Source organism: Inquilinus limosus, from assembly GCF_051487185.1.
In the GTDB taxonomy this organism is placed as follows: domain Bacteria; phylum Pseudomonadota; class Alphaproteobacteria; order DSM-16000; family Inquilinaceae; genus Inquilinus; species Inquilinus limosus_F.
Window position 1 is genome coordinate 61,407 of the sequence record NZ_JAHVDK010000016.1, and the last position, 26,553, is coordinate 87,959.

A 26,553-nucleotide genomic window follows, 5' to 3' on the forward strand; every position below is an offset into this window, starting at 1 on the left:
CCACACTCGGCCGAGATCCCTGCGGCAGGTCAATCCGCGCCGCGGGCTGCATCTTCGAGTTGCTCCCGCACGGCCTGGGCAAAGCTTCGGGGGACGAACAGTTCGAACGCATCCGGCGCGTCCCTGACCAGCAGGATCGGAACCCGATGGATCGAGGTCTGCGCCGCCCGGGACGGCGACAGGGCCGGCGCGTCCCAGTCGAGCGCGACGCAGCGGGCGAGAACATCCCGGGCCGTGTGCCCGAACAGCCGAAACCGCCGCCGGCCATGGCTCAGCGAGACCAACGCCGCGTCGGCCATTCCGGTCGGCCCGCAGGTTCCGGACGGCGCATCGTCGACGAGCCACAGCCGCGCCGGGGCGATCCGGATCGCACGCCGCACGCCGCGTTGTACCGTCTCGCCGACCACCCGCGGCATCGGGAGGCCGCAGAGGCCGGCCAGGCGGTCCTCGACCGAAGACTTAGAACCGGGCCAGCAATCGATCTGGGTCAGAGACCAGCCCGTCATCTCCGCAAGCGCGACGGGCCCGGTGTCCAGGTCCTCAGCCATGGAGCCGCTTCCCTTCGGGATCGAGGAACACCAGGGAGACGATGCGCGCCCGCACGGTCTCGCCCTTGACCGGATGGGCCGCGATCACCTCCGCCCCCTGCTCCGCCCGGTCGGCAGCGAAGAGGCCGAGGGCGACCCAGGCCCCGAGGGTTGGGCTGTAGGTCACAGACGTGACCCGGCCCCGGCCGTGGCCGCTGATCGGGTCGTCGGGCGCGAAGAGCACCGCCCCGCCGCGCAGGCGCTTGCCGGCCTCGAGGCACATCAGTCCCACGAGCCGCGGCCGCGTCGGGGCACGAAGCGCTTCCCGCTGCCGCAGCACGGCCCCGACAAAGGCGTTCCGCTTGCCGATCATCCGCCCGAGCCCGAGATCATCGAGCGTCGTCCGGCCGTCGATCTCCGGGCCGGCGACATGCCCCTTCTCGATACGCAGCGCGCCCAGCGCCTCGACTCCGTAGGGCTTCAGCCCGAACGCCTCGCCGGCGGCGAGCAGCCGGCGCCAGGTCGCTTCCCCCTCGGCCGCGCCGACATAGACCTCATAGGCGCGCTCGCCGGAATAGCTGAGGCGCAGGATCCGCAGCGGCTGGCCATCGAGCTCGGTGTCGAGGGCGCCCAGATGGGGCAGAGCCTCGTTCGAGACGTCGATCCCCGGGAAGGCCGCGGCCAGGATCTCCCGGCTTCGTGGGCCGGCCACCGACATGCCCGCCCATTCATCGGTGACGGAGGTGACGGAGACACGCAGATCGGTCCACGCGGTGTCGAGCAGGAATTCGAGCCAGGACAGCACGTCGGCGGCCTTGGCGGTCGAGGTGGTCACGAAATAGCGGTCCGGCCCGATCCGGGTGACGGTCCCGTCGTCGAGCACGATGCCGTCGTCGCGCAGCATCACGCCATAGCGGGCCTTGCCGACAGCGAGGGAGGCGAAGCCGTTGGCATAGACCCGGTCGAGCAGCACGGCCGCATCCGGGCCCTGCAGGTCGATCTTGCCGAGCGTCGAGATGTCCACCAGGCCCGCGGCCTCCCGGACCGCCCGCATCTCGGCGACATAGGCCTCGTTCACGTCGCGGCCGGAGGCGCGGTAATACCAGGGCCGCAGCCACAGCCCGACCTCGAGCATCTTGGCGCCGTTGGCGACGTGCCAGTCGTGCATAGGCGTGCGCCGGATCGGGCGGAAGTGGTGGCCGACGTTCCGCCCGGCCAGCGCGCCGATGGCGACGGGCGTGTAGGGCGGACGGAAGGTCGTCGTGCCCACCGCCGGGACCGCGGCTCCGCGCAGCCCCGCCATCAGCGCGATGGCGTTGAGATTGCTGGTCTTGCCCTGGTCGGTCCCCATGCCGAGGGTGGTGTAGCGCTTCAGATGCTCGACCGACTCGTAGCCCTCGCGATGCGCCAGCTTGATGTCCTGCGTCGTGACGTCGTTCTGCAGATCGACGAAGGCTTTCCCTGGAGCGGGCGGCAGCGCCCGCGCGGCAGCGGACGGCGGAATTTCGGCCAGGTCCAGGCTCGGCGGCGCCGCCGGCCGGCCGGGGCTGCCGCAGAAGGCGGCGGCCTCGGCGCCGGCCCGATGGCCGTCCTCAACGGCGCCGCGGGCGGAGACGGTGCCGATCACGGCGCCTGCCCCGAACTGCGCCGCCCCGAACGGGCCGGGGACGAAGGCGCCGATGTCCTCGCGATACACTGGCTTCACGCCGAGATGCGAGGTCAGATGGATGGCGGGCGACCAGCCGCCCGAGGCGCAGACGAGATCGCAGGCCATGTCGGCGCGGGCACCGTCCGGGCCGAGCAGCGTCGCCCCGCGGACGGCGAGCGTGCCGCGGAGGTTGGCGATCCGGGTGCCCGGCCGGACCTCGACCCGGTCGTGGCGCGCCGCGTCGAGCAGGTCTCGCCCGATCTCCGGGCGGACATCGGCGACGGTCACGGCCGCTCCGGCCCGGGCGAGATCGAGTGCGGTCGCGTAGCCGCCGTCATGGTCCGTCGCCACGACGACGCGCCGGCCGGGAAGAACGGCGAAGCGGTTGAGATAGGTGCGCGCGGCGGAGGCCAGCAACACCCCCGGCCGGTCGTTGTCGGGAAAGACGAGCGGCCGCTCCAGCGCGCCGGTGGCGAACACCGCCGCCTTCGCCCGCAGCAGGATGAGGCTCTGCCGAGCCCGGCCGGAGGCGGGATCGGGACGCTCATGGTCATGACGCTCCACCAGCCCGAAGGTCATCCCGTCATAGAGGCCGAACGCGGTCGTCCGCGTGGCGATCGTGACGTTCGGCATTTCCCGGAGGACGCCGGCGATCTCGGCCAGCCAGGCGGCGGCCGGCCCGTCCACGGGCTCGGACAGCAGCGAGCCGCCGAGCAGAAAATCCTGCTCGACCAGCATCACCCGGGCGCCGGCGCAGCCTGCGGTGAACGCGGCCGAGAGTCCGGCCGGGCCGCCGCCGATCACCACCACATCGGTAAAGGCGTGGCGGACATCGTAGAGGTCCGGGTCTGGCGCGGTGGCGGCCCGGCCGAGACCCGCCGCCTTGCGGATGAAATGCTCGTAGACCCGCCACGCCCGGCGCGTCGGCCCCATGAAGGTCTTGTAGTAGAAGCCCGCCGCGAGCAGCGGGCCGAACAGGCCGTTGACCGACTGGAGGTCGAAGGCGAGCGATGGCCAGCGGTTCTGGCTGTCCGCCACCAGCCCGTCCACGAGCTCGACCGTCGTCATCGGGACGTTCGGTTCGCGCCGCGCCCCCAACCCGAGCGTGGCGAGCGCGTTCGGCTCCTCCGGCCCGGCGGTGGTGACGCCGCGCGGGCGATGGTACTTGAAGCTGCGCCCGACCAGCCATACCCCATTCGCCAGCAACGCCGAGGCCAACGTATCGCCATGCAGCCCGGTCAGCTTCCGACCGTCGAAGGTGAACGCGATCGGTCGGCTGCGGTCGATGCGGCCGCCCTCGGCAAGCCTGTGGTCACGCGGGGTCATGCCTGGAGTTCCTCGGCCCGGACGTCCCTGGCCTGGAGGTCCTGGGCCCGAAGCTCCCTGGCAAGGGACACGGAAGTAATGACGTGGCTCGTCGTGTCGCGCGCGACGACCAGCCACTGCCGGCAGCCCATGACGTGTTGCCAGTATTCGCGATGAATGCCCTTGGGATTGGCCCGGACGAAGACATAGGCGTACCAGGCCTCGAAATCCTGATCGTCGGGGGCGGGGCGGGCCACGGACGCGTCGCCGCCATAGCGGAACTCGTCATGGTCGCGCGGCCCGCAGCAGGGGCAGTCGATGCGAAGCATGGGAACCCTATTGCAGCCAGGCGTATGGACCGGCGCCGGCTTCGTCGATCGTCCATCCGGTGCGAAAGCGGTCGAGGGTATAGGCGGCGCTCAGGGGGTGCGGCTCGCCCGTCGCGAGGGTGTGGGCGAAGCACCAGCCCGAGGCGGGCGTCGCCTTGAAGCCGCCATAGCACCAGCCGCCGTTGAGATGAAGCCCGTCGACCGGCGTCGGGGAGATGATCGGGCTGGCATCCGGCGTCATATCCATCACGCCACCCCAGTGCCGCAGCAGACGCAGGCGGGAGATGCAGGGCATCAGCGCGACCGCGGCCTCGGCGACGTCGCGCACGGCCGCGAGGGTGCCGCGCTGGGCGTAGGAGTTGAAGCCGTCGAGGCCGCCGCCGAAGACGAGGCCGCCCTTGTCGGACTGGCTGATGTAGAAATGGTCGGCCCCATAGGCGACGACATGCTGGACCAGCGGCTTCAGGGGTTCGGTGACGAAGGCCTGCAGAACGTGGCTCTCGATCGGCAGGTCGAGCCCCGCCTTGGCGCCGAGCACGCTGGTATGCCCCGCAACGGCGAGCCCCACCCTGCCGGCATGGATGGTCCCGCGCGTCGTCACCACGCCGGTGATGCGCCCGCCGTCGCGGACGAAATCCGTGACCTCGCAGCCCTGGATGATGTCGACGCCGTGCCTATCGGCGGCGCGGGCATAGCCCCAGGCCACGGCGTCGTGCCGCGCCGTCCCCGCCCGCCCCTGGAAGATGCCGCCCGCGATCGGGAACCGCGCGGTGTCGGAGAAGTCGAGATAGGGGGTCAGGCGGCGCACCTCGTCGCGGTCGAGGATCTCCGCGTCGATGCCGTTCAGCCGCATGATGTTGGCGCGATGGCTGAAGGCGTCGAGCTGGTCCGCCGAATGGGCCAGGACCAGTTGGCCGCGCTGGGAGAACATCACGTTGAAGTTCAGCGCCTGCGACAGCCCCTCCCAGAGCTGCATGGAGAATTCGTAGAACTGGGTGTTGCCGTCGAGCAGATAGTTCGAGCGCACGATCGTGGTGTTCCGTCCGACATTGCCGCCGCCGATCCAGCCCTTCTCCAGCACCGCGACGTTCCGGATGCCGTGGTTCTCGGCGAGGTAGAAGGCCGTGGCCAGGCCGTGGCCGCCCCCGCCGACGATGACCACGTCGTAGGAGCGCTTCGGCTCCGGCGCGCGCCACGCCCGGCCCCAGCCCTTATGGCCGGAGAGGGCGTGGCGCAGGAGCGAGACGGCCGAGTAGCGCTGCATCAGCGCACCGTCACGCCGGTCGGCGTGCGGGTCAGCACCTCGGGCCCGTCGGGGCCGAGAAGGACGGTGTCGGAGACGAAGAAGTCGCCGCGCCCGGTCCCCATCAGCCAGGACAGGACGTGGAAGCTCATACCGGACTTGAGTACGATGTCGCTGTCATGGCGCAGGCCGGTGACCTTATTGCCGCCGGTCCAGCTCGGCGGGAAGCCGATGCCGACCATGTAGCCGCAATGGTGCCGGCGGTAGTGGGACAGGCCGGCGCGGTCGACCACGCCCTGCCAGGCCGCGTAGACGTCCCGGAACAGCGCCCCCTCCCGCATCGCCTCGAGCACCGCGGCGAACGCATCCTGGGTGGCGGCCGCCATCTCGCGCGCCTCCTTCGGCGCACGGCCGACATGGACCAGGCGCCCGAGCGGCGCGTGGAAGCGCGCGACGCAGCCCGTCAGTTCCAGGAACACGGCGTCGCCTTCGCCGAACCTGTCATCGGTCCAGGTCGTGTGCTCTTCGCCGAGTCGCCGGGTGGAGCGGATGAAGGGCCCGAAACCTGGGAAGGTGCCGCCGGCCTCGATCATGGCGCGCTCGCATTCCGCCGCGACGTGCCGCTCGCTGGCGCCGATGCGGATGGCCTCGACCGCCGCGGCGGCTCCGGCGTCGGACACCCTGGCCGCCGCGCGCATGAAGGCCTGCTCGGCGGGGCTCTTGACCATCCTGGTGTCGTCGACCAGGCCGGACGCGTCGATCCATTTGGAGTTCGGCAGTCGATGCTGCAGCGCCTGCGCCAGGCCGTGGGGCAGCCCCGAGGACCAGGCCTCGATCCCGATCGTTCGCGGCGGCCGCGAGGCCAGCGCCCGCCCTACTCCGTCCGCGGCCGTCTCGTTGTCCTGATGCCCCTCGAAGCGGGCGTTGCGCACTTGGTTGGCGATCGTCACCCGCTCCATCGCACGGGTGACGAGGACGAGATCCCCCTCCGCCGGAACGATCAGGACATGCGGGGCGAAGTACCCCCAGTGGTCGAGGCCCACGAGATAGAAGATGTTCTCCGGAGCGGACACCAGGAGCGTGTCGATGCCGCGCGCCGCCATGGCGCGCCGGACGGCGGCAAGCCTGCGGCCGAACTCCTCATCGTCGAAATAGGGCGCGGCCAGCGGCCCGGGATGGATGTCGTCGTCGACCATGGTGTTCCGACCGATGTCTGGGTGGCCACGCGCCGCGGGACCCGCCGCGCCAGTTGTGTACATCAATGGTCGAATGACAGGGCGGTTCGCCGAGAAAGTCAAGGTTATGCGCATTTTTGGAAGCATATATGTGTACATCTATTGATCGCCGGGCAAATTTTTGCGAGGCTTCCTTAACTGCGGGTCCGACAATCCGGCCCCATGACGTCCGGAGCCCGGCCACGCAGCGGTGAGGCAGAGAGGACGGGAGAACGAGAATGACGATGTGGGTCATGTCGCGGCGCGCCACGCTCGCCTTGGGCGTCGGGCTCGCAATGCTTGCCGGCGTCGGTTCGGCGATGGCGGAAACCACGCTCGAGCGGGCGAAGGCCCAGGGCTACATTCGCGTCGGCTTCGCCAACGAGGCGCCCTACGGCTACGCCACACCCGACGGCGTGCTGACCGGCGAGTCGCCCGAGGTGGTGAAGGCTGTGCTGAAGAAGATGGGCATCAACCAGGTGGACGGCGTCCTCACCGAGTTCGGCTCGCTCATCCCCGGCCTGCAGGCGGGCCGCTTCGACATCATCGCCGCGGGCATGTTCATCACGCCGAAGCGCTGCCAGCAGGTGCAGTGGTCGGAGCCGACCTACGGCATCGGCCAGGCCTTTCTGGTCCCCAAGGGCAATCCCAAGGGCATCAAAGACTACGAGTCCATCGCCAAGGACTCCGACCTGAAGCTCGCCGTCATGTCGGGGGCCGTGGAGTCCGGATACGCCAAGGACGCGGGCATCGATCAAACTCAGCTCGTCCTGCTGCCCGACCAGTCGAGCCTGGTGAAGGCCGTCCAGGCCGGCCGGGCCGACGCCGCCGCCCTGACGGCGCTGTCGATCGCCGACATGGCCAAGAAGAACGACGGCGTGGAATCCACCCCGCCCTTCGGCACGGTCGCGGGCCAATCGGTGGTCGGCCATGGCGGCGTCGCCTTCCGCAAGGACGACAAGGATCTCTACGAGGCGTTCAACGCCGAGCTGAAGACCTTCATCGGCAGCCCGGAGCACATCGCCCTGGTGACGCCGTTCGGCTTCGGCGAGGGCTTCCTGCCGACGAAGACGACGGCGGAGCTCTGCGCCGGCAACTGAGCCGGCGCGAGCCCGGCGCCGCCCGGGCCCATATCCCGAGGGGAGGCACGATGGGCGTCCGCTCCATGACCGTCTGCGCGATCCTGGCCTTCGTCGCCGGCCTGGTCGTCGCCAGCTTCGCCGATTTCAAGATCTTCCTGCCCGGCCTGCTCGAAGGCGGATTCATGACAATCGCGATCACGGCAGGCGCGGCCGTGCTCGCGGTCGTCTGCGCCTTCGTCGCGGCGATGGCCAAGATGTACGCCCCCTGGCCGCTGCGCTGGCTGGCGATCGCCTATATCGAGATCTTCCGGGGCACCTCGGCCCTGGTCCAGCTGTTCTGGCTGTTCTTCGTCCTGCCGCAGTTCGGCGTCACCCTCGAGCCCGTCACGGTCGCGATCCTGGCCCTCGGCCTGAACATCGGCGCCTATGGCTCCGAGGTCGTGCGCGGCGCGGTGCGGTCGATCCCGCGCGGCCAGTGGGAGGCCACGACTGCCCTCAACATGTCGCGCCTCCAGGCCTTGCGCGACATCATCCTGCCGCAGGCGCTGGTCGCCATGGTCCCGCCGTGGTGCAACCTGTTCATTGAGCTCCTGAAGTCGACCGCGCTGGTGTCGCTGATCACGATCTCCGACCTGGCGTTCAAGGCGCAGCAGATGAACGCGACCACCTATCGCACGGTGGAGATCTTCTCGATCGTCCTCGTCATGTATCTGGCGATCGCTCTCCTGATCACGATCGCCATGCACGGGCTCGAAGGCGTTGCGGCCCGTGGCACGAGCCGCGGGAGGCCGCAATGATGTTCTGGGACTGGGATTTCACCCAGGAGATCCTGCCGCTTCTGATCAGAGCCTCCTTGATCACGGTTCAGGCCACCGTCCTCGGCTTCGTCATCGCCGCCATCCTCGGCCTCGCCTTCGCCATTGGCCGGATGTACGGCCCACGATGGCTGGCGGTGCCCCTGACCGGGTTCATCGAGGGCGTGCGCTCCACGCCGCTCCTGATCCAGATCTTCTTCATCTACTTCGTGCTGCCGCAGTTCGGCCTCGCCCTCGACGCGATGACGGCCGGGGTCCTGGCGCTCGGGCTGCACTACGCGACCTATTGCTCGGAGGTCTACCGCGCCGGCCTGGCCAATGTCGCGCGCGGCCAATGGGAGGCGTCGACCGCCCTCAACCTCTCCCCCTTCCACACCTTCCGCGACATCATCATCCCCCAGGCGATCCCGCCCGTGGTCCCGGCGCTCGGCAACTACTTGATCGCCCTATTCAAGGACACGCCGCTCCTCTCCGCCATCGCGGTGCTGGAGCTGATGCAGACCGCCAAGATCATCGGCTCCGAGAACTTCCGCTACACCGAGCCGATCACCATCGTCGGCATCATCTTCCTGATCTTCAGCCTGGTCGCGGCGGTTCTCGTGCGCCTGGTCGAAACCTGGCTCAACCGACGGATCACCCACACATGACCGCGCAAACGACTGCGACGACCAGCAACGAGCCGATGGTGCGCTTCGACCATGTGACGAAGAGCTACGGCCCCTTGGTCGTCCTCGACGAGCTCTGCCTGGACGTCGCCCCGGGGGAGAAGGTGGCGATCATCGGCCCGTCGGGATCGGGCAAGACCACCGTCCTGCGGATGCTGATGACCCTGGAGCAAATCAATGGCGGCGTCATCTATGTGGACGGCGAGCCGCTGACCAGCATGCCGCGGAACGGCAAGCTGGTTCCGGCCGACAGCCGCCACCTGCGGCGCATGCGCGGCAAGATCGGCATGGTGTTCCAGCACTTCAACCTGTTCCCGCATATGACGGCGCTGAAGAACTGTACCCAGGCGCCCTGCACCGTGCTCGGCCTGCCAAGGGCCGAGGCCGAGGCACGGGCCAAGGATCTGCTCGAGATGGTCGGCCTCAGCGACAAGCTGAACCATTATCCGTCGCAGCTCTCCGGCGGCCAGCAGCAGCGGGTCGCGATCGCCCGAGCGCTTGCCATGCGGCCCAAGGTGATGCTCTTTGACGAGGTCACCTCCGCCCTCGATCCGGAGCTGGTGGGAGAAGTCTTGAACGTCATTCGCAAGCTGGGGGCCGAGCTCGACCTGACGATGCTGATGGTCACGCACCAGATGGGCTTCGCCAAGGAGTTCGCCGACCGGGTCTGTTTCTTCCACAGCGGCCGGATCTGTGAGCAGGGCCCGCCGGAAAAGATCTTCGGCTCTCCCGAGAACGAGAGGACCAGGCAGTTCCTGCGCGCCGTGCTGGAAGCCGTCTGATGCCCGACGAGTCGCAGCCGCGGGAGCCGGAGGGGAAGTTGTCGGCGAAGGAGCGCTTCGAGCGCGTCTACCGCATCCTCCGCGACCGCATCTGCCTCCTGGACTATCCGCCGGGAACCCGGCTTTCGGAGGAGGAGCTGGCCGAGGAGTTCCAGACCAGCCGGACCCCCATCCGCCGCGTCCTGGCGAGGCTGGAGTCGGAAGGCCTGGTCGAGCCCCGTCACGGCGTCGGCACGATCGTGACCGATGTCGAGATCGAGGATCTGGCCCAGGTCTATCGCCTCAGGACGGAGCTCGCTTTGCTGATCGGGCGCCTGTCGCCACTTCCCTGGACGGCAGAGGACCTCGACCGGGTCCGCTCGCTGATCGCCCAATGCGACCTCGATCACCACGCCACCGACCGCCGGGCCTATGCGCGCCTCAACATGGATTTCTTCATGGCGCTGAGCTCGATGACCGGGAACCAGCCGCTGCGCGAGATCAACGAGCGTCTCTACTTCCAGGTCGTGCGCGTCGTGCTGAAGCTGATGCCGAAGCTCGGCCTCGCCGAGGAGATCGCCGCCTTCCGCCGCGAGATGGAGGAGGTGCTGGCGGCGGCCGAGATCGGCGACCTCGAGGCGATCGGCCACATCCGGCGCGCCCATATCTCCATGAGCTTCACCCGCATGATGCGCTACGCGGAGCGGGCGCTGGCGGCGCCGAAGGCTGGCCAAGGATAGCCGGGCCCGAGGCCGGGTCGGTCACATCGCCGCGCCGCACCCACCTCCGGGGCGGCGGATGCGCCTCGTCAACTTGTCATCTTCTTCGCAGGGCAGCACCGACAACCAATTGATCTGGAACGCCTTGTGGTGCACAGTTCGGATTGAAATTGTAAGATGTCAGCCCTTCCGAATGCTCGATACGCGACAGCCGTCGGCGCGCCCGCAGCTGGCCATCATCGCCGATGATCTCACCGGCGCTCTCGACGCGGCGGCGCCCTTCGCCGGGAGGGGGCTGGCGACCATCGTCGTGGCCGACCTCGCCGATCTCGGGCCGGCCCTGGCGGAAGCGCCCGACATCCTCTCCGTCTCGACTCAGAGCCGCGAGCTTGCGCCGGACGCGGCGGCAGAGAGGGTGGCGCGGGTGGCGGGCGCCCTGCCCGCGGGCCTTCGGCTGTTCAAGAAGATCGACTCCCGGCTGAAGGGCAATATCGAAGCCGAATTGTCGGCCCTGCCTGCCGAACGGCTGCTGGTGCTCCCGGCCATTCCGGAATTCGGCCGCATCGTGCGGGACGGATCGCTTTCCGGCTTCGGCGTCGATACGCCCATCCCGGTCGCGGCGGCGCTCGGCCGGCACGCCGGCCGGTCGACGGTGCCGGACACGCTGAGCGGGGAGGACATGGCGGGCGCGCTCGCCGCCGCCGACGGAGCGCTGCTGGTCGGCGCCCGCGGCCTGGCCGAGGCCCTGGCCGGCATGCTTTCCGACACGCTGGTGGCCTGCGCCGTCCCGCCGGGCATGCGCCTGAGCATGGTCGTCGGCTCGCGCGATCCGATCACGCTGGCCCAGGTGAACGCCCTGCGCGAGGGCCATTCCGGCCTGTGCTATATTCCGGCGCCCAACGGCGATGCGCCCGCGCATTCCGTCTGGGAAGAGGCCGGGCGCCTCACCCTGCTGCAGGCAGTACCGGGCGATGCGCCCGCGACGGGCGAGGCGGTGGTGTCGGCGCTGGCCGAGAGCCTCTGCCGCACCTGCCTGAACGGTCGCACCATGCTGCTGCTCACCGGCGGCGCCACCGCCGCCAAGGTGCTGGCGCGGCTGGGCATCGGCCGGGTGCGGCTGTCGGGCGAGGTCCTGCCGGGCATGCCGCTGGCACGGGCCGGCGGGTTCGTGCTGATCACCAAATCCGGCGGCTTCGGCTCCACCGAGGCCTTGAAGCTGATCGCCGATGCGGTCTGCGGCGGGTGAGGGATGGCGATGGCGGCTCAGGAACAGAAACTCGCGCCTCGCAAGCGGCTCGCGGACCTCGTCTTCGAGAGGATGCTGCGGTCGATCAAGTCCGGCGCCTATGAGGCGGATGAGCGCCTGCCGACGGAGCATGAGCTGGCCGCCGAATTCCAGGTGTCGCGCCCGGTGGTGCGCGATGCGCTGAAGCGGCTGCGCGACCAGGGCTTCGTCTATTCGCGCCAGGGGTCGGGCAGCTTCGTGCGCCGCTTCGGCCTCAAGGAGCCGCTCGGCTTCGGGCAGGTGGAGAACATCTCGCATCTGCAGCAGTGCTACGAGTTCCGCCTGACGCTGGAGCCGGAGGCCGCCGCCCAGGCGGCGGAGCGCCACGACGCCCAGTCGCTGCAGGCCATCCAGGACGCGCTGGAGCTGATGCGGGATGCGACCAACCGGCACCGGCACCGCGAGGATGCCGATTACATGTTCCATCTCGCCATCGCCCGGGCGTCCCGGAACCAGTATTTCGCCAAGGCTATGGAAGCGCTGAAGGACCACATCGCCGTGGGCATGCAATTCCACGGCCTCTCGCTGAAGCTGACCGCACACGGGCTGCGCGAGGTGTTCGAGGAGCACAACGCCATCTTCGAGGCGATCCGCGACCGCAAGCCCGATTTGGCGCGGGCGCAGATGCGCAGCCATCTCAGCGGCTCGCGCGACCGCCTGTTCGAAGGCCGGCGGCACCCCGCCGACCCGGTCGCCTCCGCCGGCGAATAGGCGGCTACATCGCCGCCCGATAGACGCCGAGCACGTCGGCGACGCTCATCTCGCGCGGATTGTTGTCCATCAGGCGCCGGATCGCATGCGCTTCCTCGGCCCAGCCGGGCAGGTCCTCCGCCCGGGCGCCGTGGCGGGCGAGCCGCATCTCGACCCCGAGATCACGGCAGAAGGCATGGGCCGACGCCAGGACCGTCTCGGGATCCTGCGCGGGGGCGAGTCCGAGCGCGGCGAGGATCTCGGCCGTCTTGTCCGGCCGCGCGGGCGCGTTGAAGGCCAGCACATGCGGGAAGATGATCGCGTTGGCCAGGCCGTGCGCCAGGCCCAGCCGCGTGCCCAGCGGATAGGCCAGCGCGTGGCCGGCCGCAGTGTTGACCGGCCCGAGGCAGAGCCCGCCGTAATAGGAGGCGAGCATCATGCCGGCCCGGGCCTCGGTGTCCGCGCCGTTCGCGACCGCGCGCGGGAGATATTCGCCGATCAGGCGCATCCCCATCCGGGCATAGGAGTCGATCAGGTCGTGCGCCTTGATGTTGGTGAAGGCCTCGACGCAATGGGCCAGCGCGTCGACGCCGGTCGCCGCGGTGACCGCGGGCGGCACGGAATGGGTGAGCTCCGGATCCAGGATCGCGATGTCGGCCAGCATGTGCGGGCTCTCGACCGCCAGCTTCGACCGGGTCGCCACGTCGGTGACCAGGGCGCGGATGCCGGCCTCCGACCCGGTGCCGGAGGTGGTGGCCACCTGCGCCAGCCGGGTGCGGCGGCCCTGCACGCGGTTGGGGCCAACGACGTCCCGCAGCGTCTGATCACTGTCCCAGAGCACGGCGACGAGCTTCGCCACATCCATCACTGACCCGCCGCCGAGCCCGACGATCAGCTCCGGCTTCGCCTCGCGCGCGGTGGCGAGCGCGGCGTCCAGCTCCGCCGTCTCGGGCTCGGCCCGCACGTCCGCGAACACCGTCACCGGGCTGTCGAGCGCCAGCCGGTCGACGAAGCCCCGCGTGTGCTCGGCGGCGAGGACGAGGATGCGCCGGCAGCCCGACGCCCATTCCCCCAGCCGGCGGGCCGCCCCGGCGCCGATCTCGAGCCGCTTCGGCTGGTGGAGCGTGATCGCCCGTGCCATCCCCTGCATCGCCTGCCCCTTCACTCCGCTTCCAGCCGGGCCATCCGCGCCCAGACGTCCTCGCGCTCCTCCGGCGTCAGCTCCACCAGCGGCGGGCGCACCTGCAGCCAGCCGCCGCCGCCCCGGCGGCGGGCGAGCATCGCCTTCACGGTCGGCAGCTGGACATAGGCGTTGGTCAGCTCGCGCCAGCGCACGATCCGCTCCTGCGCCGCGGCGACGGCCGCCGCCTGCTCGGGCGAATTCCAATGCTCGAACACGAAGCGCAGGTCGGCCGCGATCAGGTTGGAGCTCGCGGTGATGCACCCTGCCCCGCCCGCCTCGAGCACCGGCAGCATCAGCGGGTCCGCGCCGGCCATGACGCCGAAGCCCGGGAAGGCGCGGATCATCGCCTGCATGTTGCCGAGGTCGCCGGAGCTGTCCTTGATGCCGCAGACGATGCCGGGGAACGCCTCGCGCAGCCGGGCGATCACCACGTGGGGAATGCCGACGCCGGACACCTGCGGGATGTGGTAGAGGATCACGCGCAGGCGGTCGCTTCCGACCGCCTCGATGACGCCGGCGAAGGCGCGGAACAGCCCCTCCTCGCCGACGCCCTTGTAGTAGAAGGGCGGCAGCAGCAGCACCGCCCGGACGCCGGCCCGGCAGGCGTGGCGCGTCAGCGCGATCGTGTCGGTGACCGCGGTTTGGGCCGTCCCCGGCAGCAGCCAGGCGGGATCGACGCCGGCCTCGATGATCCTGTCCAGCACCGCCATGCGCTCGGACAGGCCGAGCGAATTGGCTTCGCCGGTGGTGCCGAGCAGCGCGACGCCATGGCACCCCTCTTCGATCAGCGCCCGGCAATGGGCCGCGAAGACGGCGTGATCGACGCTGCCGTCGGCGTTGAACGGCGTGGCGGCGGCGCAGAAGACGCCGCGGATCTCAGGCTCGGTCGAAGCGGTCATGCCGGCTTCCCGGCGACCAGGCGCCGCGCATAGGCGATAGCCGCGTTCATGTTGACGTGCTTGGCCTGGCCCGTGCCGGCGATGTCGAAGGCGGTGCCGTGGTCGACCGAGGTCCGGTCGATCGGCAGGCCGATCGAGACGTTTACCGCCGTGTCGAAGGCGGTGAGCTTGATCGGGATGTGCCCCTGGTCGTGATACTGCGCCACCACCAGGTCGAACTCGCCGGAATAGGCGCGGTAGTAGACGGTGTCGGCCGGGATCGGGCCGCGGACATCCATCCCCTCGGCCCGGGCAGCTTCCACGGCGGGGGCGATCAGGCGGTCGTCCTCGTCCCCGAACAGGCCGTTCTCGCCGCAATGCGGATTGAGCCCGGCGACGGCGATGCGCGGCGCCGGATAGCCGAGCCGCTTCAGATGGCCGTCGCCGGCGCGGATGGTGGCCAGCACCCGCTCCGGCGCCACCCGATCGATGGCGCCGCGCAGCGACACATGGGTCGAGACATGGATCACCTTCAGCCGGTCCGACGCCAGCAGCATGAAGGCGGACTTCGTGCCGGTCAGCGCCGCCAGCATGCCGGTATGGCCGTCATAGTGATGGCCGGCCGCGTTCAGCGCTTCCTTGTTGATCGGGGCCGTGACGATGCAGCCGATGCGGCCGGCCTCGGCCGCGCGCACCGCCGCCTCGATGAACCGGAAGGCGGCCGCGCCAGCCGCGGGGCTCAGCTTGCCCCAGGGCAGCGGCGCCCCCTCGACCGGGATGTCCTCGACGATGCCGTCGAGGTCGACCGCGACGCCCACGGCCTTCGCCGCCGCCTCGAGTGTCGGCCGGTTGCCGAAGATCCGGGTGCGCGCCCTGTCCTCGGCGCTCATCTCGGCCACCGCCTTGACGGTGATCTCGGGGCCGACCCCGGCCGGGTCGCCCATGGTGATGCCGATGATCTGGCTCATGCTCCGTATCCGTCGATCCAGCCGGGGGCGAGCCGCACGTATTTGATCGCCCGCCGGTGATAGGTGAAGGCGAGATGGAGCGCGCCGTCCGGGCCCTCCAGCAGGGAAGGATAGGACAGCTCGCCGTTCCGGCCGTCGAGCGAATTGTTGGTGAGGCAGGTCCCCTCCCCGTCCTCGACGACGCGCCGCAGCGGGAATGTCAGGCCGCCATCCTCCGAGACGCAGAGGGACAGCGGCGCGCGTGGCACGCCCCAGACCGGCGCGCAGCCGCCCTCCGCGTCGGGGCGCGCATCGCCCTCCCCGAGCTCGTCATAGAGCGACCGGCGCCGGGCCTGCGAGGTGGCGGCCGAGGACGGGTTGCACAGCAGCGCCACGCGGCCGTCGGACAGGCGGATAGCGCTGATCGAGGAGTTGTTGTTCGGAACGTCCGTGGGCTGCGGCGCCGACCATGTCCGCCCGCCATCCATGCTTTCAGAACGGTGCACGAAATCCGCCTGCCGGCGGCGGTAGAAGGCGGCCAGGCACCCGCCCTCGAGCGGCACGATCGTCATGTGCACCGAGCCGACCGAGCCCGGCACCTCGGTGAGTGTCCAGCTCTCGCCCCGGTCGCGGCTGACGGCGACCGCAGAGGTGTCGTGGCTGCCGGTCCAGCGCCGGCCGGGCACGCCGATGCAGCGGAAGACCGGCATCATCCAGGCGCCGTCGTCGCGGATGACGATCGGCGCCCGCACGAAGCTGCCGCGCGGCAGGTCGAGCTCGCGCGCCGTCCCGGCGGAGACCTGCCCGCCCGCGACGTCGAGCGCGCGCCAGCGCAGCAGGCATTCATCCTGGTTGCCCGCGGGCTGTGCGGTGTGGACCAGGCACACGCCGCCATCCGGATCGACGAAGATCACCGGGTTCTGCTCCGACCGCGCGGGATCGTCGCTCATCCGCCGCGCGGCGCTCCATTGCGCGGCACCGGGCGCCAAGGTCGAAACATGAATCGAGATGTCCGACGCGCCCTCGATCGTGCCGCCGAACCAGGCGCAGGCGAGCGTGCCGTCCGGCAGGAAGGCCAGGAAGGCGGCATGGTTCTGCACGACAGGCGACGGCAGGAAGGCCTCGTGCCGCCCCGCCGGGCCGGGAGCGACGACGCCCGTCATGCGCATGGCAATCTCGTCGGGGCTCAACCGCTCCTCCGCCCACATCCAGGATGCCGCACGATGCTGGCCCATCCGATAGTTGTCAAGTTGTATCGACGCGGAAAACGACCATCCGACACGTCGGAATCCGATAAATTTCCTTGTTTTTCATATAATTAAAAGTTCAATCGGAACCGGTATCGAGCGATCATTGGACTCGATATTGACAACAATAGGCGAGAGATCCATAGTCCTGGCAACAGGGAGGCGGACCAAGGAGACCAAAAGTGTTGCCCAGATTTCCGCTGATCGGCGCCGCGCTCGCGGCGCTGTCCATCGGCCCGGCGCTCGCGCAGACCAAGACCGATGTCACCATCGTGCTGGGCGAGGATGTCGACCTCGTCGAGCCCTGCATGGCGACGCGCTCCAATATCGGCCGCATCATCCTCGAGAACGTCTCGGAGACGCTGACCGAGTTGGATGTCGGCGGCGGCAAGGGCTTGGTGCCGCGGCTGGCGGAGAGCTGGGAGGCGGTCAACGACAAGACCTGGCGCTTCCATCTGCGCCAGGGCGTGAAATTCTCCGACGGTTCGGCCTTCGACGCCAGCGACGTCAAGCACTCGATCGAGCGCGCGATGAGCGACAAGATCAGCTGCGAGACGCCACGCTATTTCGGCGGCATGACGGTCTCGGCCCAGGTGGTGGACGACCATACCATCGACATCACCGCCGACCCCGCCCAGCCGATCCTGCCGCTTTTGATGTCGCTGGTGACCATCGTGCCGTCGGAGACGCCGGTCGAGTTCACGCGCAAGCCGGTCGGCACCGGCCCCTATGTGCTGTCGGAATGGACGCCTGGGCAGAGGCTCGTCCTCGAACGCCGCGACGGCTACTGGGGCAAGGAGCCGGCCGTGACCAAGGCGACCTATGTGTTCCGTCCGGATTCCGCGGTCCGGGCGGCGATGGTGGAAACGGGCGAAGCCGACATCGCCCCCTCGATCTCGGAGCAGGATGCCACCAACCCGGCGACCGACTTCTCCTATCTGAATTCGGAGACCTTCTATCTGCGCCTCGACCATTCCATGGCGCCGCTCAACGACAAGCGCGTGCGCCAGGCCCTGAACATGGCGGTGGACCGCGAGGCCTTCATCGGCACGGTCCTGCCGAAGGGGACGGAGCTGGCGACCGCCATCGTCCCGCCCACGACGCTGGGCTGGAACAAGGACGTCAAGGTGCCGGCCTATGATCCGGACGGGGCGAAGGCCCTGCTGGCCCAGGCACGCGCCGATGGCGTTCCGGTCGACACCAAGCTGGAGCTGGTCGGCCGCACCAACAACTTCCCGAACGTCACGGAGGTGATGGAGGCGCTGCTCGACATGCTGAAGAGCGCGGGCTTCACCGTCGACCTGAAGATGTACGAGGTCGCGGAGTTCGAGGGCCTCTACTCCAAGCCCTATCCCGAAGGCCGCGCGCCGCAGCTCGTCGCCGCGCAGCACGACAACGCCAAGGGCGATCCGGTCTTCTCGATGTACTTCAAGTACCACTCGAAGGGCCGGCAGTCGGGCATGAGCGACCCGAAGGCCGACGAGCTGATCGAGAAGGCCAGCGCCGCCTCGGGCGAGGAGCGCGCGAAGCTCTGGTCCGAGCTCTTCGCCTATCTTCACGACGACGTGGTGGCGGACGTGCTGCTGTTCCACATGGTCAGCTTCGCCCGCGTGAACGAGCGGATCGACTTCAAGCCGACCATCGCCACGAACTCGCAGCTGCAGCTGTCCGAGATCGGCTTCAAGTAAGCATCCGCATGCGGAGGGCGGATCGGGCATGTTGAGACTCGTGAGGCAGCGCACGCTGGCAAGCCTGATCTCGCTCCTCGGCCTGATCGTGCTGGTCTTCTTCCTGTCGCGGCTGACCGGCGACCCGACCTCGCTGTTCCTGCCGATCGACGCGACGCAGGAGATGCGGGACCAGTTCCGCCAGATCCACGGCCTGGACGACCCGCTGCTGGTCCAGTTCGGCCGCTATCTCGGCGATCTCGTGCATCTCGATTTCGGCGAGTCCATCCGCAAGGCGCGGCCGGCCATCGACGTGGTGCTGGAGGCCTTCGTCTGGACGCTGCAGCTCGCCCTCATCACCATGGCCCTCGTCATGGCGGCGGCGGTGGTGGTCGGATCGCTCGCGGCCTTCCGCATCGGCGGCTTCTTCGACCGCCTCGCCTCCACCATCTCCCTCGTCGCCGCGGCAGCGCCCGACTTCTGGATCGCGATTGTCGCCATCGTCCTCTTCTCGATCAATCTCGGCTGGCTGCCCACCTCCGGAACCGGCACCCCGTGGCACTGGATTCTCCCCATCGCCGTGCTCTTCATCCGGCCCTTCGGCCTCTTGGTGCAGGTGGTACGCGGCTCGATGCTGTCCGCCCTCACCTCCGCCTATGTGAAGACGGCGCGCGCCAAGGGCGTGCGGACGGCCTCCATCATCTTCGTCCACGCGCTCCGCAACGCCGTGCTGCCGGTGATCACGGTGATGGGCGACCAGGCGGCGGCGCTGCTCAACGGCGCGGTCGTGGTCGAAACCATCTTCGGCTTCCCCGGCGTCGGCAAGCTGATGATCGACGCCATCCTGCAGCGCGACTTCAACGTCATCCTGGCCGCCATCACGGTCACGGCGGTGGCCATTTTCCTCATGAACCTGCTGATCGACCTCGCCTATGCCGTCCTCGATCCGCGCATCCGGCAGTAGCCCCGTGACCGAGGCCCCCACAAGAGCGGCCGCCGATCCTGGCCCGGACGCGTGGTCGTTCGGGCGAATCCTGCGCATGCTGTGGCGGGACAAGCTGGCCTGCGCCGCGGCCGTCGTCCTCCTGGTGGTCGTGCTCTGCGCGATCCTGGGGCCGCATTTCCTGGCCGAGGCCGCCTCCCAGCAGAATCTGCGCGGCCGGAACGCCCCGCCCTTCTCGCTCGACCGCGGGTGGCTCTTCGTGCTCGGGGCCGACGCGCTCGGCCGGCCGCTGCTCGCGCGCATCGTCGTGGCGGCGCAGAACACGCTGGCGGTCGCGGCGGGCGCGGTGCTCTGCTCGGCCGTGGCGGGCGCAGCGCTGGGGCTGATCGCCGGCGCCGCGGGCCGGCGCACCAGCCAGGTGATCATGCGGCTGGCCGACGTGATCATGGCCTTCCCGTCGCTCCTCCTGGCCGTGGTCGTGCTCTACGTCCTGGCGCCCTCGATCGCCAATCTCGTCATCGTGCTCGCGATCACCCGCATCCCGGTATATCTGCGCACCACGCGGGCCGAGGTGCTGGAGATCCGCGAGCGCATGTTCGTGCAGGCCGCGAAGGTCATGGGCGCCTCCCCCCGGCGGATCGTCCTGCGCCACATCCTGCCGATCGTGCTGCCGACGCTGCTGACCATCGCGACGCTCGATTTCGCCTTCGTGATGCTGGCGGAATCCTCGCTCTCCTTCCTCGGCATCGGCATCCAGCCGCCGGAGATCACCTGGGGGCTGATGGTCAGCCAGGGGCGGGAATATCTCCGTAACGCGTGGTGGCTGGCCTTCTGGCCGGGCCTAGCCATCATTCTCACCACGCTGTCCCTGAACCTGTTGTCGAACTGGCTGCGCGTGGCCCTCGACCCCGTCCAGCGCTGGCGGCTCGAAGCGAGGGCAGGCAGGAATGGCTGAGCATCTGCTCGAAATCCGCAATCTCGCCGTCCGCTTCCACACCGCGGGCGGCGTCGTGGAGGCCGTCAAGGGCATCAGCTGGCATCTCGACCGCGGCGAGACGCTGGCCATCCTGGGCGAGAGCGGCTCCGGGAAATCGGTCTCGGCCGCGGCGATCCTGGACCTGATCGACCGGCCGCCGGGGGAGATCACCAGCGGCGAGATCCTGTTCGACGGCCGGGATCTCCTGAAGCTTTTGGCCGAGGAACGGCGCCGGATCAACGGCCGGCGCATCGCCATGATTTTCCAGGACCCGCTGAGCCACCTGAACCCGGTCTACAGCGTCGGCTGGCAGATCGTGGAGGCGATGACGGCCCATGGCGAGCCGAAGGAGGCCGCCCACCGCCGGGCGCTGGAGCTCGTCCGCCGGGTCGGGATTCCCGATCCGGAAACGGCCCTGCGCAAATACCCGCACCAGTTCTCCGGCGGCCAGCGCCAGCGGCTGATGATCGCCATGGCGCTGTCGCTGAAGCCCGATGTGCTGATCGCCGACGAGCCCACCACCGCGCTCGACGTCACCGTGCAGGCGGAGGTGCTGGCGCTGCTGGAGGAGCTGCAGCAGGAGACCGGCATGGGCCTGCTCCTGATCACCCATGACCTCGGCGTGGTCGCCGAGGTCGCCGACCGCGTCGTGGTGATGAATGCGGGCGAGATCGTCGAGACCGGCAGCGCGATGGAGGTCTACCACGACCCACGCCACCCCTATACGCGCCGGCTGATCGGCTCGGCGCCTGGCAAGGGGAGGATGCATGACGAGCCGGCGGCCGGGACGCCGCTGCTCGCGGTCGACGGCATCGCCAAATCCTATGGCAGCTACCGGGCGCTCGACGGCGTGTCCTTCCAGCTGCATCGCGGCGAGACGCTGGCCATCGTCGGCGAAAGCGGCTCCGGCAAGTCGACGCTCGCCCGGGTGCTGCTGCAGCTCGACAAACCTAGCGGCGGGCGGGCCCTGTGGAAGGACCGGGACCTCTTCGCCATGCCGGCGAAGGAGCTGTTCGGCTTGCGGCGCCAGATGCAGATGGTGTTCCAGGACCCGACCCAGTCACTGAACCCGCGCATGACGGTCCACGATCTGATCGCCGAGGCCTGGGCGATCCATCCCGACATCCTGCCGAAGGCGCGATGGCGCGACCGCGTGGCGGAGCTGCTGCTGCAGGTCGGGCTGTCCCCCGATCACGCCCGACGCTATCCGCACCAGTTCTCCGGCGGTCAGCGGCAGCGCATCGCCATCGCCCGCGCTCTGGCCCTGGAGCCGGAGCTGATCGTCTGCGACGAGGCCGTCTCCGCGCTCGACGTCTCGGTCCAGGCGCAGGTCATCGCGCTGCTCGACCGGCTGCGGCAGGAGCTCGGCATCGCCTTCATCTTCATCGCTCACGACCTGCCCGTGGTGCGGGACTTCGCCGATCGCGTCATCGTCATGCGGGCGGGCCGCATCATCGAAAGCGGCACCGTGCGCGAGATCTTCGAGACGCCGCGCGAGCTCTATACGAGGGCGCTGCTGGCGGCGGGGCTCGATCCCGACCCGCGGGTGCAGGCTGCCCGACGCGAGGAGCGGCAACGGCTTCTGGCATCGTAGCGGGTCAGGGGCCCGGGCCGCCGCCCTCCTTGATCCGGAGGAAATAGTCGGGCGCGCCCATCTGGCCGCCCTTCAACGCGATCTCCAGCCCGGCCAGGGCCGGGTCGTCGCCATGCGCCCGGAACAGCGCCGCCCCGGGGACGGTCGGGGCCAGCGCCGTCAGGGCATGGATGCCGAGGACGGCAGCGCCGTATCCCGAGGTGTCGCCACCGGCGATGATGCCGCGCTTCAGCCTCGCCTTGTGCAGAACCTCCTTGAGCGCGGTGCCGAGCCCGGTGCCGATGCGCTCATTGACCGCGGCCGGATCGGCACCGGAGGCGGCGAGCGCCTGGTTCAGCGCCGCGACCGCCGGGTCGTCCGGGCCGCGCGCGGTGAAGAGCAGAGGGTCGCGCCCGGCGCCGATCGCGGCCAGCGCCGCCTCGACCGCTCGCCCGATCTCGCCGGCCCAGGCCGCGGCGTCGACGGCCAGGCGGGCGTCGACCGGGACCGGTTGGAAGCCGCGCTCCAGCGCATGCGCGATCTGGGCGGCGGTCTGCGGCGCGCATGAGCCGGAGACGACGGCGATGCGCGCGACCGCCCCGGCGCTCGGCGCCGGCGGGGACGGCGCGATCAGCCCCGCCCGGCGCCAATAGGCCAGCAGCGCATATTCCAGCCCCTGCGAGCCGATCGCGAACAGCCGCTTGCCGCGGTTCCGCCAGATCAGGCCGCCCACCGCGGCGAGATCGGCTTCGTCCACCACGTCGAAGGCGACAATCTCGGCGCCTGCAGCGATCTCCCGCTCCAGCGCCGCCTCGCCGCGGCCGCAGCGGAGGTCTGTCAGGTCGACAAGACCGAAGGATCTGTCGGTCTGCTGCGCCAGATGCCGCCGCACATCGGCCTCGTGCATCGGCGTCACCGGATGGCGGCTCATCGTCGGGTGCCGGTCGAGGCGATGCACCGCGCCCCCGAACGCGGCGAACAGGTTGCCGAAGCACTGCCAGCGCCCGATCGCCGGTGCCGCGACCACGAAGGGATGCCAGGAGCCGCCCAGCACCGGCACGGCGAGGTCGACGGCCTTGCCGATCGAGCCGACGTTGGGCGCGGAATCGAGGGTCGAGCAGATCTTGTACTGCGCGATCGGCGCGCCGAGCCCGGCCAGGGCTTCGAAGGCCGGCGGCAGATGCCGCTCCATCCAGGCCGGGTCCTTCGACCGCGCCACCCCGGCGATGCCGATGCCGCGATAGCCGGCGAAGGCGGCGAGTCGCTGCGGCGTCGGGATGTCGAGGAACAGCACGGAGGGCACGCCGCCGAAGGTCAGCACCTCCATGACCGCGGCAGCGCCGGTGAAGTCGTCGCCATACCAGGAGATGAGCGGGCCGTCGGGGAGGGAGGAGGTCATGCGAGGGGTCCCTGCCCGGTCGGATGCAGGCACCGCGAAGGGCTGAAACGAGATCTAAGGGAAAGCAAATGAGTCCCCCCTCACCTCGCGGGAGGGGGGTAGGGGGAGGGGGTTCCCGCGGCCAGATCCGGCCCTGGAATGCGGCGAACCGACATGGAATCGGGGCGGGTCGAAAGGGCATTCGCGCGCGGACGCGCGCAGACCCCTCCCCCTGCCCCCCTCCCGCAAGGGGAGGGGGGACTAAAATGGAAATGGGCCAGTCCGAAAGGATCTCTCATCCCTTGTACGCCTCCAGCGCCTGGGCCAGGGCCGGGCGGGCGCGGGCATAGTCCGCCAGCGGAACGCCGTCGACCGCCGCCTCCCAGGCCTCGCGCAGGGCGGCGACGCCGGCCGCCGGGCCGTCGGGATGGGCCATGATCCCGCCGCCGGCGGCGAAGATCAGGTCGGTGGAGCCCAGCGCCTGCCAGGTGCCCGGCGCCTGCCGCACCGTCTGGCCGGAGGAGAAGACCGGCATGATCGGGCAGGGCTTGTCCGGGAACAGCGGCGCCAGGCAGGCCCGCGCCGAGGCGATGACGCTCTCGTCCTCCTCCGAGAACTTGTTGGCCAGGCCGTTGACATGGATGTGGTCGGCCCCGGCCAGCCGCCAGACCTTGTGCCAGGCGGTGAAGCTGAAGCCGAGCAGCGGGTGGCGGGACAGATACCCCCAGCCGTTGCGATGGGCGTGGATCGGCAGCGCGCTGTGGCGGCCGAGCGCGATCATGCCGGCGAGCCCGACCGAGTTGACGCTGGCCATCACGCAGGTGCCGCCGAGCGCATGCACGAGGTCGTGCCGGCGCCGCATCTCGTCGAGGTCGCCGGTCAGGTTGAAGGCGAACATCACCTTCCGCCCCTTCCGCTCGGCGACCTCGTTGACCACGCGCATCACGGCGCGGGCGCGCGCCTCGAACGGGCAGGCCGGGCCTTCGGCCTGCAGCTCGTCATCCTTGATGAAGTCGATCTCGGCCTCGGCCAGGGTGCGCACCAGATCCGCCGTCTCCTCCGGCCCGAGGCCGACGCTGGGCTTGACGATAGTGCCGATCAGCGGCCGGCCCTCGACGCCCGCCAGGCGCCGCGTGCCGGCGATGCCGAAGCGCGGCCCCGCATAGGCCACGGCGAAGGCCGGCGGCAGGCGGATATCGAGCAGCTTCAGGCCCGAGAACTGCTTCAGCTCGAACAGGTTGCCGGCCACCGTCGCCATCAGGTTCGGCAGCGACGGCCCGAAATTGGCGAGCGGCCAGGACAGCGTGACCCGCGCCCGGACGACCGGCCCCGTCCCACCCCCACCGGGCAGCGACGGTGCCGGGACCTCACCGACCACCTCCAGTGCCTCGACCCGCGCCGCCGACCGCTCCTTCAGCGCCGGCGTCTCGCCCGGCACCGCCACGAAGGTGCCGGAGGACTGCTCGCCCGCCATCGCCTCGGCCGCCGCCCGCGGGTCATAGGCGGTCTCGATCAGGTAGTCGGCTTCGACGCGCTCCATTCCCTGCCCTCTCGGCTCGGTCAGCGATGAATCATGCTGATTGACTCATCATACCAGTTGTCATACTCGTCTCGGCAAGGAACTGACAAGAGAGGGCGTCCGATGACGTCGATCGCGCTGTTCGGGGCTGGCGGCAAGATGGGCTTCCGGCTGTCCAGCAACCTGAAGCGGTCGTCCTTCGACGTCCGCCATGTCGAGGTCGGCGAGGCCGGGCGGGTCCAGCTCAAATCCGCGCTCGGCATCGACTGCGTCCCGGCCGAGGCGGCGCTGAACGGCGCTGACGTGGTCATCCTCGCGGTCCCGGACACGCTGATCGGCAAGGTCGCCGCCGGGATCGAATCCCGGCTCAAGCCCGGCACCATGGTGGTCGCGCTGGACGCCGCCGCCCCCTTCGCCGGCCACCTGCCGAAGCGCGACGACCTGACCTACTTCATCACCCATCCCTGCCATCCGCCGATCTTCAACGACGAGACGGAAATGGCGGCGAAGACCGACTATTTCGGCGGCATCGCGGCGAAGCAGCACATCGTCTCCGCCCTGATGCAGGGGCCGGAGGAGGCCTATGCGCTCGGCGAGGAGATCGCCAAGGTGATCTGGGCGCCGGTGATGCGCTCGCACCGCGTCACGGTCGAGCAGATGGCGCTGCTGGAGCCCGGCCTGTCGGAGACCGTCTGCGCCACCCTCCTGGTGGTGATGCGCGAGGCGATGGACGAGGTGGTGGCGCGCGGCGTGACCTACGACGCGGCGCGCGACTTCCTGCTCGGCCATCTCAACGTCCTGGCCTCCGCCATCTTCGACGAGCGCGAGGGCGTGTTCTCCGACGCCTGCAACAAGGCGATCGAGTTCGGCAAGCCGGCGCTGATGCGGCCGGACTGGAAGCGGGTGTTCGAGCCGGAGGAGATCGCGGCCAGCATCCGACGCATCACCTGAGGCCGGGCGCAAAGCGGCCTGAACCGCGCGCCCGGCAAGACAACGACATCATCGGGGAGGAAAGACCATGCGTTTCACCAAGGCGCTTCTCGCGGCCGGCATCGCCGGCACCCTGGCCCTCGGCTTCAGCGTCGCCGCGCAGGCGGCGGACCTGATCGCCATCATCACCCCGTCGCACGACAACCCCTTCTTCAAGGCGGAGGCCGAGGGCGCCCAGAAGCGGGCCCAGGCACTGGGCTACGACACCATCGTCCTGGTCCATGACGACGACGCCAACAAGCAGATGGAGCGGATCGACACCGCCATCGCCCGCGGCGCCAAGGCGATCATCCTGGACAATGCCGGGGCCGACGCCACGGTGGCGGCGGTGCAGAAGGCGAAGGATGCCGGCATCCCGTCCTTCCTGATCGACCGCGAGATCAATGTCACCGGCGTCGCCGTCTCGCAGATCGTGTCGAACAACTACCAGGGCGCCCAGCTGGGCGCGCAGGAGTTCGTGCGGCTGATGGGCGAGAAGGGCAAATATGCCGAGCTGGTCGGCCGCGAGGCCGACACCAATGCCGGCATCCGCTCGCAGGGCTATCACGACGTGATCGACGATTATCCCGAGATGGAGATGGTCGCCCGCCAGTCGGCCAATTGGAGCCAGACCGAGGCCTTCGCCAAGATGGAGTCGATCCTGCAGGCCCATCCCGACATCAAGGGCGTGATCTCCGGCAACGACACCATGGCGATGGGCGCCTGGGCGGCGCTGACCGCCGCCGGCCGCACCGACGTCATCCTGGTCGGCTTCGACGGCAGCAACGACGTGCGGGATTCGATCCGGCAGGGCGGGATCAAGGCCACCGTGCTGCAGCCGGCCTACCGCCAGGCCGAGCTGGCGGTCGAGCAGGCCGACCAGTACCTGAAGACCGGCAAGACCGGCCAGCCCGAGAAGCAGCTGATGGACTGCCTGCTGATCACGCCGGAGAACGCCGGCAAGCTGGAAACCTTCGCGATGAAGTGACG

General features: G+C 69.6%; 24 protein-coding genes. 13 read left to right on the forward strand and 11 right to left on the reverse strand.

Annotation, left to right across the window (positions count from 1 at the left end):
* Positions 1–29 precede the first annotated feature (29 nt).
* From KXR53_RS19105 to KXR53_RS19125, 5 genes are read right to left on the reverse strand one after another with little or no spacing between them, the layout of a single operon-like run.
* Positions 30–548: a sarcosine oxidase subunit gamma gene (locus tag KXR53_RS19105; RefSeq protein WP_437376847.1), complete on the reverse strand. Its 519-nt coding sequence runs from the start codon at positions 546–548 to the stop codon at positions 30–32.
* Positions 541–3,501: a sarcosine oxidase subunit alpha family protein gene (locus KXR53_RS19110; RefSeq protein ID WP_437376848.1), complete on the reverse strand. Its 2,961-nt coding sequence runs from the start codon at positions 3,499–3,501 to the stop codon at positions 541–543. The genes KXR53_RS19105 and KXR53_RS19110 overlap by 8 nt, the downstream gene beginning before the upstream one ends.
* Complete coding sequence (locus KXR53_RS19115) at positions 3,498–3,809, reverse strand: sarcosine oxidase subunit delta (RefSeq protein WP_437376849.1); 312 nt, start codon at positions 3,807–3,809, stop codon at positions 3,498–3,500. The genes KXR53_RS19110 and KXR53_RS19115 overlap by 4 nt, the downstream gene beginning before the upstream one ends.
* 7 nt (positions 3,810–3,816) lie before the next feature.
* Positions 3,817–5,073: a sarcosine oxidase subunit beta family protein gene (locus KXR53_RS19120; RefSeq protein ID WP_437376850.1), complete on the reverse strand. Its 1,257-nt coding sequence runs from the start codon at positions 5,071–5,073 to the stop codon at positions 3,817–3,819.
* Positions 5,073–6,248: a M24 family metallopeptidase gene (locus tag KXR53_RS19125; protein WP_437376851.1), complete on the reverse strand. Its 1,176-nt coding sequence runs from the start codon at positions 6,246–6,248 to the stop codon at positions 5,073–5,075. The genes KXR53_RS19120 and KXR53_RS19125 overlap by 1 nt, the downstream gene beginning before the upstream one ends.
* A gap of 257 nt (positions 6,249–6,505) precedes the next feature.
* On the opposite strand from KXR53_RS19125, the gene ehuB reads away from it, so the two are divergent.
* The 7 genes from ehuB to KXR53_RS19160 are packed head-to-tail and all read left to right on the forward strand — an operon-like array spanning position 6,506 to position 12,304.
* Complete coding sequence (gene ehuB / locus KXR53_RS19130) at positions 6,506–7,366, forward strand: ectoine/hydroxyectoine ABC transporter substrate-binding protein EhuB (protein WP_437376852.1); 861 nt, start codon at positions 6,506–6,508, stop codon at positions 7,364–7,366.
* Positions 7,367–7,416: 50 nt separating this feature from the next.
* Complete coding sequence (ehuC, locus tag KXR53_RS19135; protein WP_437376853.1) at positions 7,417–8,145, forward strand: ectoine/hydroxyectoine ABC transporter permease subunit EhuC; 729 nt, start codon at positions 7,417–7,419, stop codon at positions 8,143–8,145.
* The gene (gene ehuD, locus KXR53_RS19140; RefSeq protein WP_437376854.1) at positions 8,142–8,810 is read left to right on the forward strand and encodes an ectoine/hydroxyectoine ABC transporter permease subunit EhuD; all 669 of its coding nucleotides are present in this window, start codon (positions 8,142–8,144) and stop codon (positions 8,808–8,810) included. Before ehuC ends, ehuD begins: the two co-directional genes overlap by 4 nt.
* Positions 8,807–9,610 (forward strand): ectoine/hydroxyectoine ABC transporter ATP-binding protein EhuA, encoded by an 804-nt coding sequence (ehuA, locus tag KXR53_RS19145; protein WP_437376855.1) that lies wholly within the window; start codon positions 8,807–8,809, stop codon positions 9,608–9,610. The genes ehuD and ehuA overlap by 4 nt, the downstream gene beginning before the upstream one ends.
* On the forward strand, positions 9,610–10,329 hold the full coding sequence (locus tag KXR53_RS19150; RefSeq protein WP_437376856.1) for a GntR family transcriptional regulator: 720 nt from the start codon (positions 9,610–9,612) through the stop codon (positions 10,327–10,329). Before ehuA ends, KXR53_RS19150 begins: the two co-directional genes overlap by 1 nt.
* A 58-nt stretch (positions 10,330–10,387) precedes the next feature.
* Positions 10,388–11,554, forward strand: a complete 1,167-nt coding sequence (locus KXR53_RS19155) for a four-carbon acid sugar kinase family protein (protein WP_437376858.1) — start codon at positions 10,388–10,390, stop codon at positions 11,552–11,554.
* Between the two features lie 9 nt (positions 11,555–11,563).
* Entirely contained in the window at positions 11,564–12,304 is a 741-nt protein-coding gene (locus KXR53_RS19160; RefSeq protein ID WP_437376859.1) for a FadR/GntR family transcriptional regulator, read from the forward strand.
* Positions 12,305–12,308: 4 nt separating this feature from the next.
* Here KXR53_RS19160 and KXR53_RS19165 read toward each other — a convergent pair whose 3' ends face one another.
* Genes KXR53_RS19165 through KXR53_RS19180 form a run of 4 tightly spaced genes read right to left on the reverse strand, consistent with a single transcriptional unit; the run spans position 12,309 to position 16,460 of the window.
* A complete protein-coding gene (locus tag KXR53_RS19165; RefSeq protein ID WP_437376860.1) occupies positions 12,309–13,424 on the reverse strand; it encodes an iron-containing alcohol dehydrogenase in 1,116 nt (371 codons plus the stop codon).
* 20 nt (positions 13,425–13,444) lie between these two features.
* A complete protein-coding gene (locus KXR53_RS19170) occupies positions 13,445–14,365 on the reverse strand; it encodes a dihydrodipicolinate synthase family protein (RefSeq protein ID WP_437376861.1) in 921 nt (306 codons plus the stop codon).
* Positions 14,362–15,312 carry a 4-hydroxythreonine-4-phosphate dehydrogenase PdxA gene (gene pdxA, locus KXR53_RS19175; protein ID WP_437376862.1) on the reverse strand — a complete coding sequence of 317 codons (951 nt, stop codon included), beginning with the start codon at positions 15,310–15,312 and terminating at the stop codon, positions 14,362–14,364. Before pdxA ends, KXR53_RS19170 begins: the two co-directional genes overlap by 4 nt.
* Positions 15,309–16,460, reverse strand: coding sequence for a sialidase family protein (locus tag KXR53_RS19180; RefSeq protein ID WP_437376863.1), 1,152 nt, complete (start codon positions 16,458–16,460; stop codon positions 15,309–15,311). The genes pdxA and KXR53_RS19180 overlap by 4 nt, the downstream gene beginning before the upstream one ends.
* Before the next feature lie 260 nt (positions 16,461–16,720).
* Here KXR53_RS19180 and KXR53_RS19185 point away from each other — a divergent pair, with 260 nt between their 5' ends.
* Genes KXR53_RS19185 through KXR53_RS19200 form a run of 4 tightly spaced genes read left to right on the forward strand, consistent with a single transcriptional unit; the run spans position 16,721 to position 21,718 of the window.
* Positions 16,721–18,226 (forward strand): ABC transporter substrate-binding protein, encoded by a 1,506-nt coding sequence (locus tag KXR53_RS19185; protein WP_437376864.1) that lies wholly within the window; start codon positions 16,721–16,723, stop codon positions 18,224–18,226.
* A gap of 28 nt (positions 18,227–18,254) precedes the next feature.
* On the forward strand, positions 18,255–19,169 hold the full coding sequence (locus KXR53_RS19190) for an ABC transporter permease (RefSeq protein ID WP_437376865.1): 915 nt from the start codon (positions 18,255–18,257) through the stop codon (positions 19,167–19,169).
* Entirely contained in the window at positions 19,138–20,103 is a 966-nt protein-coding gene (locus KXR53_RS19195; RefSeq protein WP_437376866.1) for an ABC transporter permease, read from the forward strand. The genes KXR53_RS19190 and KXR53_RS19195 overlap by 32 nt, the downstream gene beginning before the upstream one ends.
* Complete coding sequence (locus KXR53_RS19200; RefSeq protein WP_437376867.1) at positions 20,096–21,718, forward strand: ABC transporter ATP-binding protein; 1,623 nt, start codon at positions 20,096–20,098, stop codon at positions 21,716–21,718. Before KXR53_RS19195 ends, KXR53_RS19200 begins: the two co-directional genes overlap by 8 nt.
* A gap of 4 nt (positions 21,719–21,722) precedes the next feature.
* Here KXR53_RS19200 and KXR53_RS19205 read toward each other — a convergent pair whose 3' ends face one another.
* Positions 21,723–23,096 (reverse strand): four-carbon acid sugar kinase family protein, encoded by a 1,374-nt coding sequence (locus KXR53_RS19205; protein WP_437376868.1) that lies wholly within the window; start codon positions 23,094–23,096, stop codon positions 21,723–21,725.
* A gap of 274 nt (positions 23,097–23,370) precedes the next feature.
* On the reverse strand, positions 23,371–24,615 hold the full coding sequence (locus KXR53_RS19210; RefSeq protein WP_437376869.1) for a ribulose-bisphosphate carboxylase large subunit family protein: 1,245 nt from the start codon (positions 24,613–24,615) through the stop codon (positions 23,371–23,373).
* A 102-nt stretch (positions 24,616–24,717) separates the two neighbouring features.
* On the opposite strand from KXR53_RS19210, the gene KXR53_RS19215 reads away from it, so the two are divergent.
* Together KXR53_RS19215 and KXR53_RS19220 are read left to right on the forward strand one after the other, a co-directional pair.
* Positions 24,718–25,545: a phosphogluconate dehydrogenase C-terminal domain-containing protein gene (locus tag KXR53_RS19215; RefSeq protein WP_437376870.1), complete on the forward strand. Its 828-nt coding sequence runs from the start codon at positions 24,718–24,720 to the stop codon at positions 25,543–25,545.
* Between the two features lie 67 nt (positions 25,546–25,612).
* Positions 25,613–26,551: a D-ribose ABC transporter substrate-binding protein gene (locus KXR53_RS19220; protein ID WP_026870013.1), complete on the forward strand. Its 939-nt coding sequence runs from the start codon at positions 25,613–25,615 to the stop codon at positions 26,549–26,551.
* Positions 26,552–26,553 lie beyond the last annotated feature (2 nt).

Excerpts from the sequence above, each read along its gene's own strand:
- KXR53_RS19105 (WP_437376847.1), bottom strand. The coding sequence starts at position 548 with ATGGCTGAGGACCTGGACACCGGGCCCGTCGCGCTTGCGGAGATGACG.
- KXR53_RS19110 (WP_437376848.1), bottom strand. The coding sequence starts at position 3,501 with ATGACCCCGCGTGACCACAGGCTTGCCGAGGGCGGCCGCATCGACCGC.
- KXR53_RS19115 (WP_437376849.1), bottom strand. The coding sequence starts at position 3,809 with ATGCTTCGCATCGACTGCCCCTGCTGCGGGCCGCGCGACCATGACGAG.
- KXR53_RS19120 (WP_437376850.1), bottom strand. The coding sequence starts at position 5,073 with ATGCAGCGCTACTCGGCCGTCTCGCTCCTGCGCCACGCCCTCTCCGGC.
- KXR53_RS19125 (WP_437376851.1), bottom strand. The coding sequence starts at position 6,248 with ATGGTCGACGACGACATCCATCCCGGGCCGCTGGCCGCGCCCTATTTC.
- ehuB (WP_437376852.1), top strand. The coding sequence starts at position 6,506 with ATGACGATGTGGGTCATGTCGCGGCGCGCCACGCTCGCCTTGGGCGTC.
- ehuC (WP_437376853.1), top strand. The coding sequence starts at position 7,417 with ATGGGCGTCCGCTCCATGACCGTCTGCGCGATCCTGGCCTTCGTCGCC.
- ehuD (WP_437376854.1), top strand. The coding sequence starts at position 8,142 with ATGATGTTCTGGGACTGGGATTTCACCCAGGAGATCCTGCCGCTTCTG.
- ehuA (WP_437376855.1), top strand. The coding sequence starts at position 8,807 with ATGACCGCGCAAACGACTGCGACGACCAGCAACGAGCCGATGGTGCGC.
- KXR53_RS19150 (WP_437376856.1), top strand. The coding sequence starts at position 9,610 with ATGCCCGACGAGTCGCAGCCGCGGGAGCCGGAGGGGAAGTTGTCGGCG.
- KXR53_RS19155 (WP_437376858.1), top strand. The coding sequence starts at position 10,388 with ATGCGCCTCGTCAACTTGTCATCTTCTTCGCAGGGCAGCACCGACAAC.
- KXR53_RS19160 (WP_437376859.1), top strand. The coding sequence starts at position 11,564 with ATGGCGGCTCAGGAACAGAAACTCGCGCCTCGCAAGCGGCTCGCGGAC.
- KXR53_RS19165 (WP_437376860.1), bottom strand. The coding sequence starts at position 13,424 with ATGGCACGGGCGATCACGCTCCACCAGCCGAAGCGGCTCGAGATCGGC.
- KXR53_RS19170 (WP_437376861.1), bottom strand. The coding sequence starts at position 14,365 with ATGACCGCTTCGACCGAGCCTGAGATCCGCGGCGTCTTCTGCGCCGCC.
- pdxA (WP_437376862.1), bottom strand. The coding sequence starts at position 15,312 with ATGAGCCAGATCATCGGCATCACCATGGGCGACCCGGCCGGGGTCGGC.
- KXR53_RS19180 (WP_437376863.1), bottom strand. The coding sequence starts at position 16,460 with ATGCGCATGACGGGCGTCGTCGCTCCCGGCCCGGCGGGGCGGCACGAG.
- KXR53_RS19190 (WP_437376865.1), top strand. The coding sequence starts at position 18,255 with ATGTTGAGACTCGTGAGGCAGCGCACGCTGGCAAGCCTGATCTCGCTC.
- KXR53_RS19195 (WP_437376866.1), top strand. The coding sequence starts at position 19,138 with ATGCCGTCCTCGATCCGCGCATCCGGCAGTAGCCCCGTGACCGAGGCC.
- KXR53_RS19200 (WP_437376867.1), top strand. The coding sequence starts at position 20,096 with ATGGCTGAGCATCTGCTCGAAATCCGCAATCTCGCCGTCCGCTTCCAC.
- KXR53_RS19205 (WP_437376868.1), bottom strand. The coding sequence starts at position 23,096 with ATGACCTCCTCCCTCCCCGACGGCCCGCTCATCTCCTGGTATGGCGAC.
- KXR53_RS19210 (WP_437376869.1), bottom strand. The coding sequence starts at position 24,615 with ATGGAGCGCGTCGAAGCCGACTACCTGATCGAGACCGCCTATGACCCG.
- KXR53_RS19215 (WP_437376870.1), top strand. The coding sequence starts at position 24,718 with ATGACGTCGATCGCGCTGTTCGGGGCTGGCGGCAAGATGGGCTTCCGG.
- KXR53_RS19220 (WP_026870013.1), top strand. The coding sequence starts at position 25,613 with ATGCGTTTCACCAAGGCGCTTCTCGCGGCCGGCATCGCCGGCACCCTG.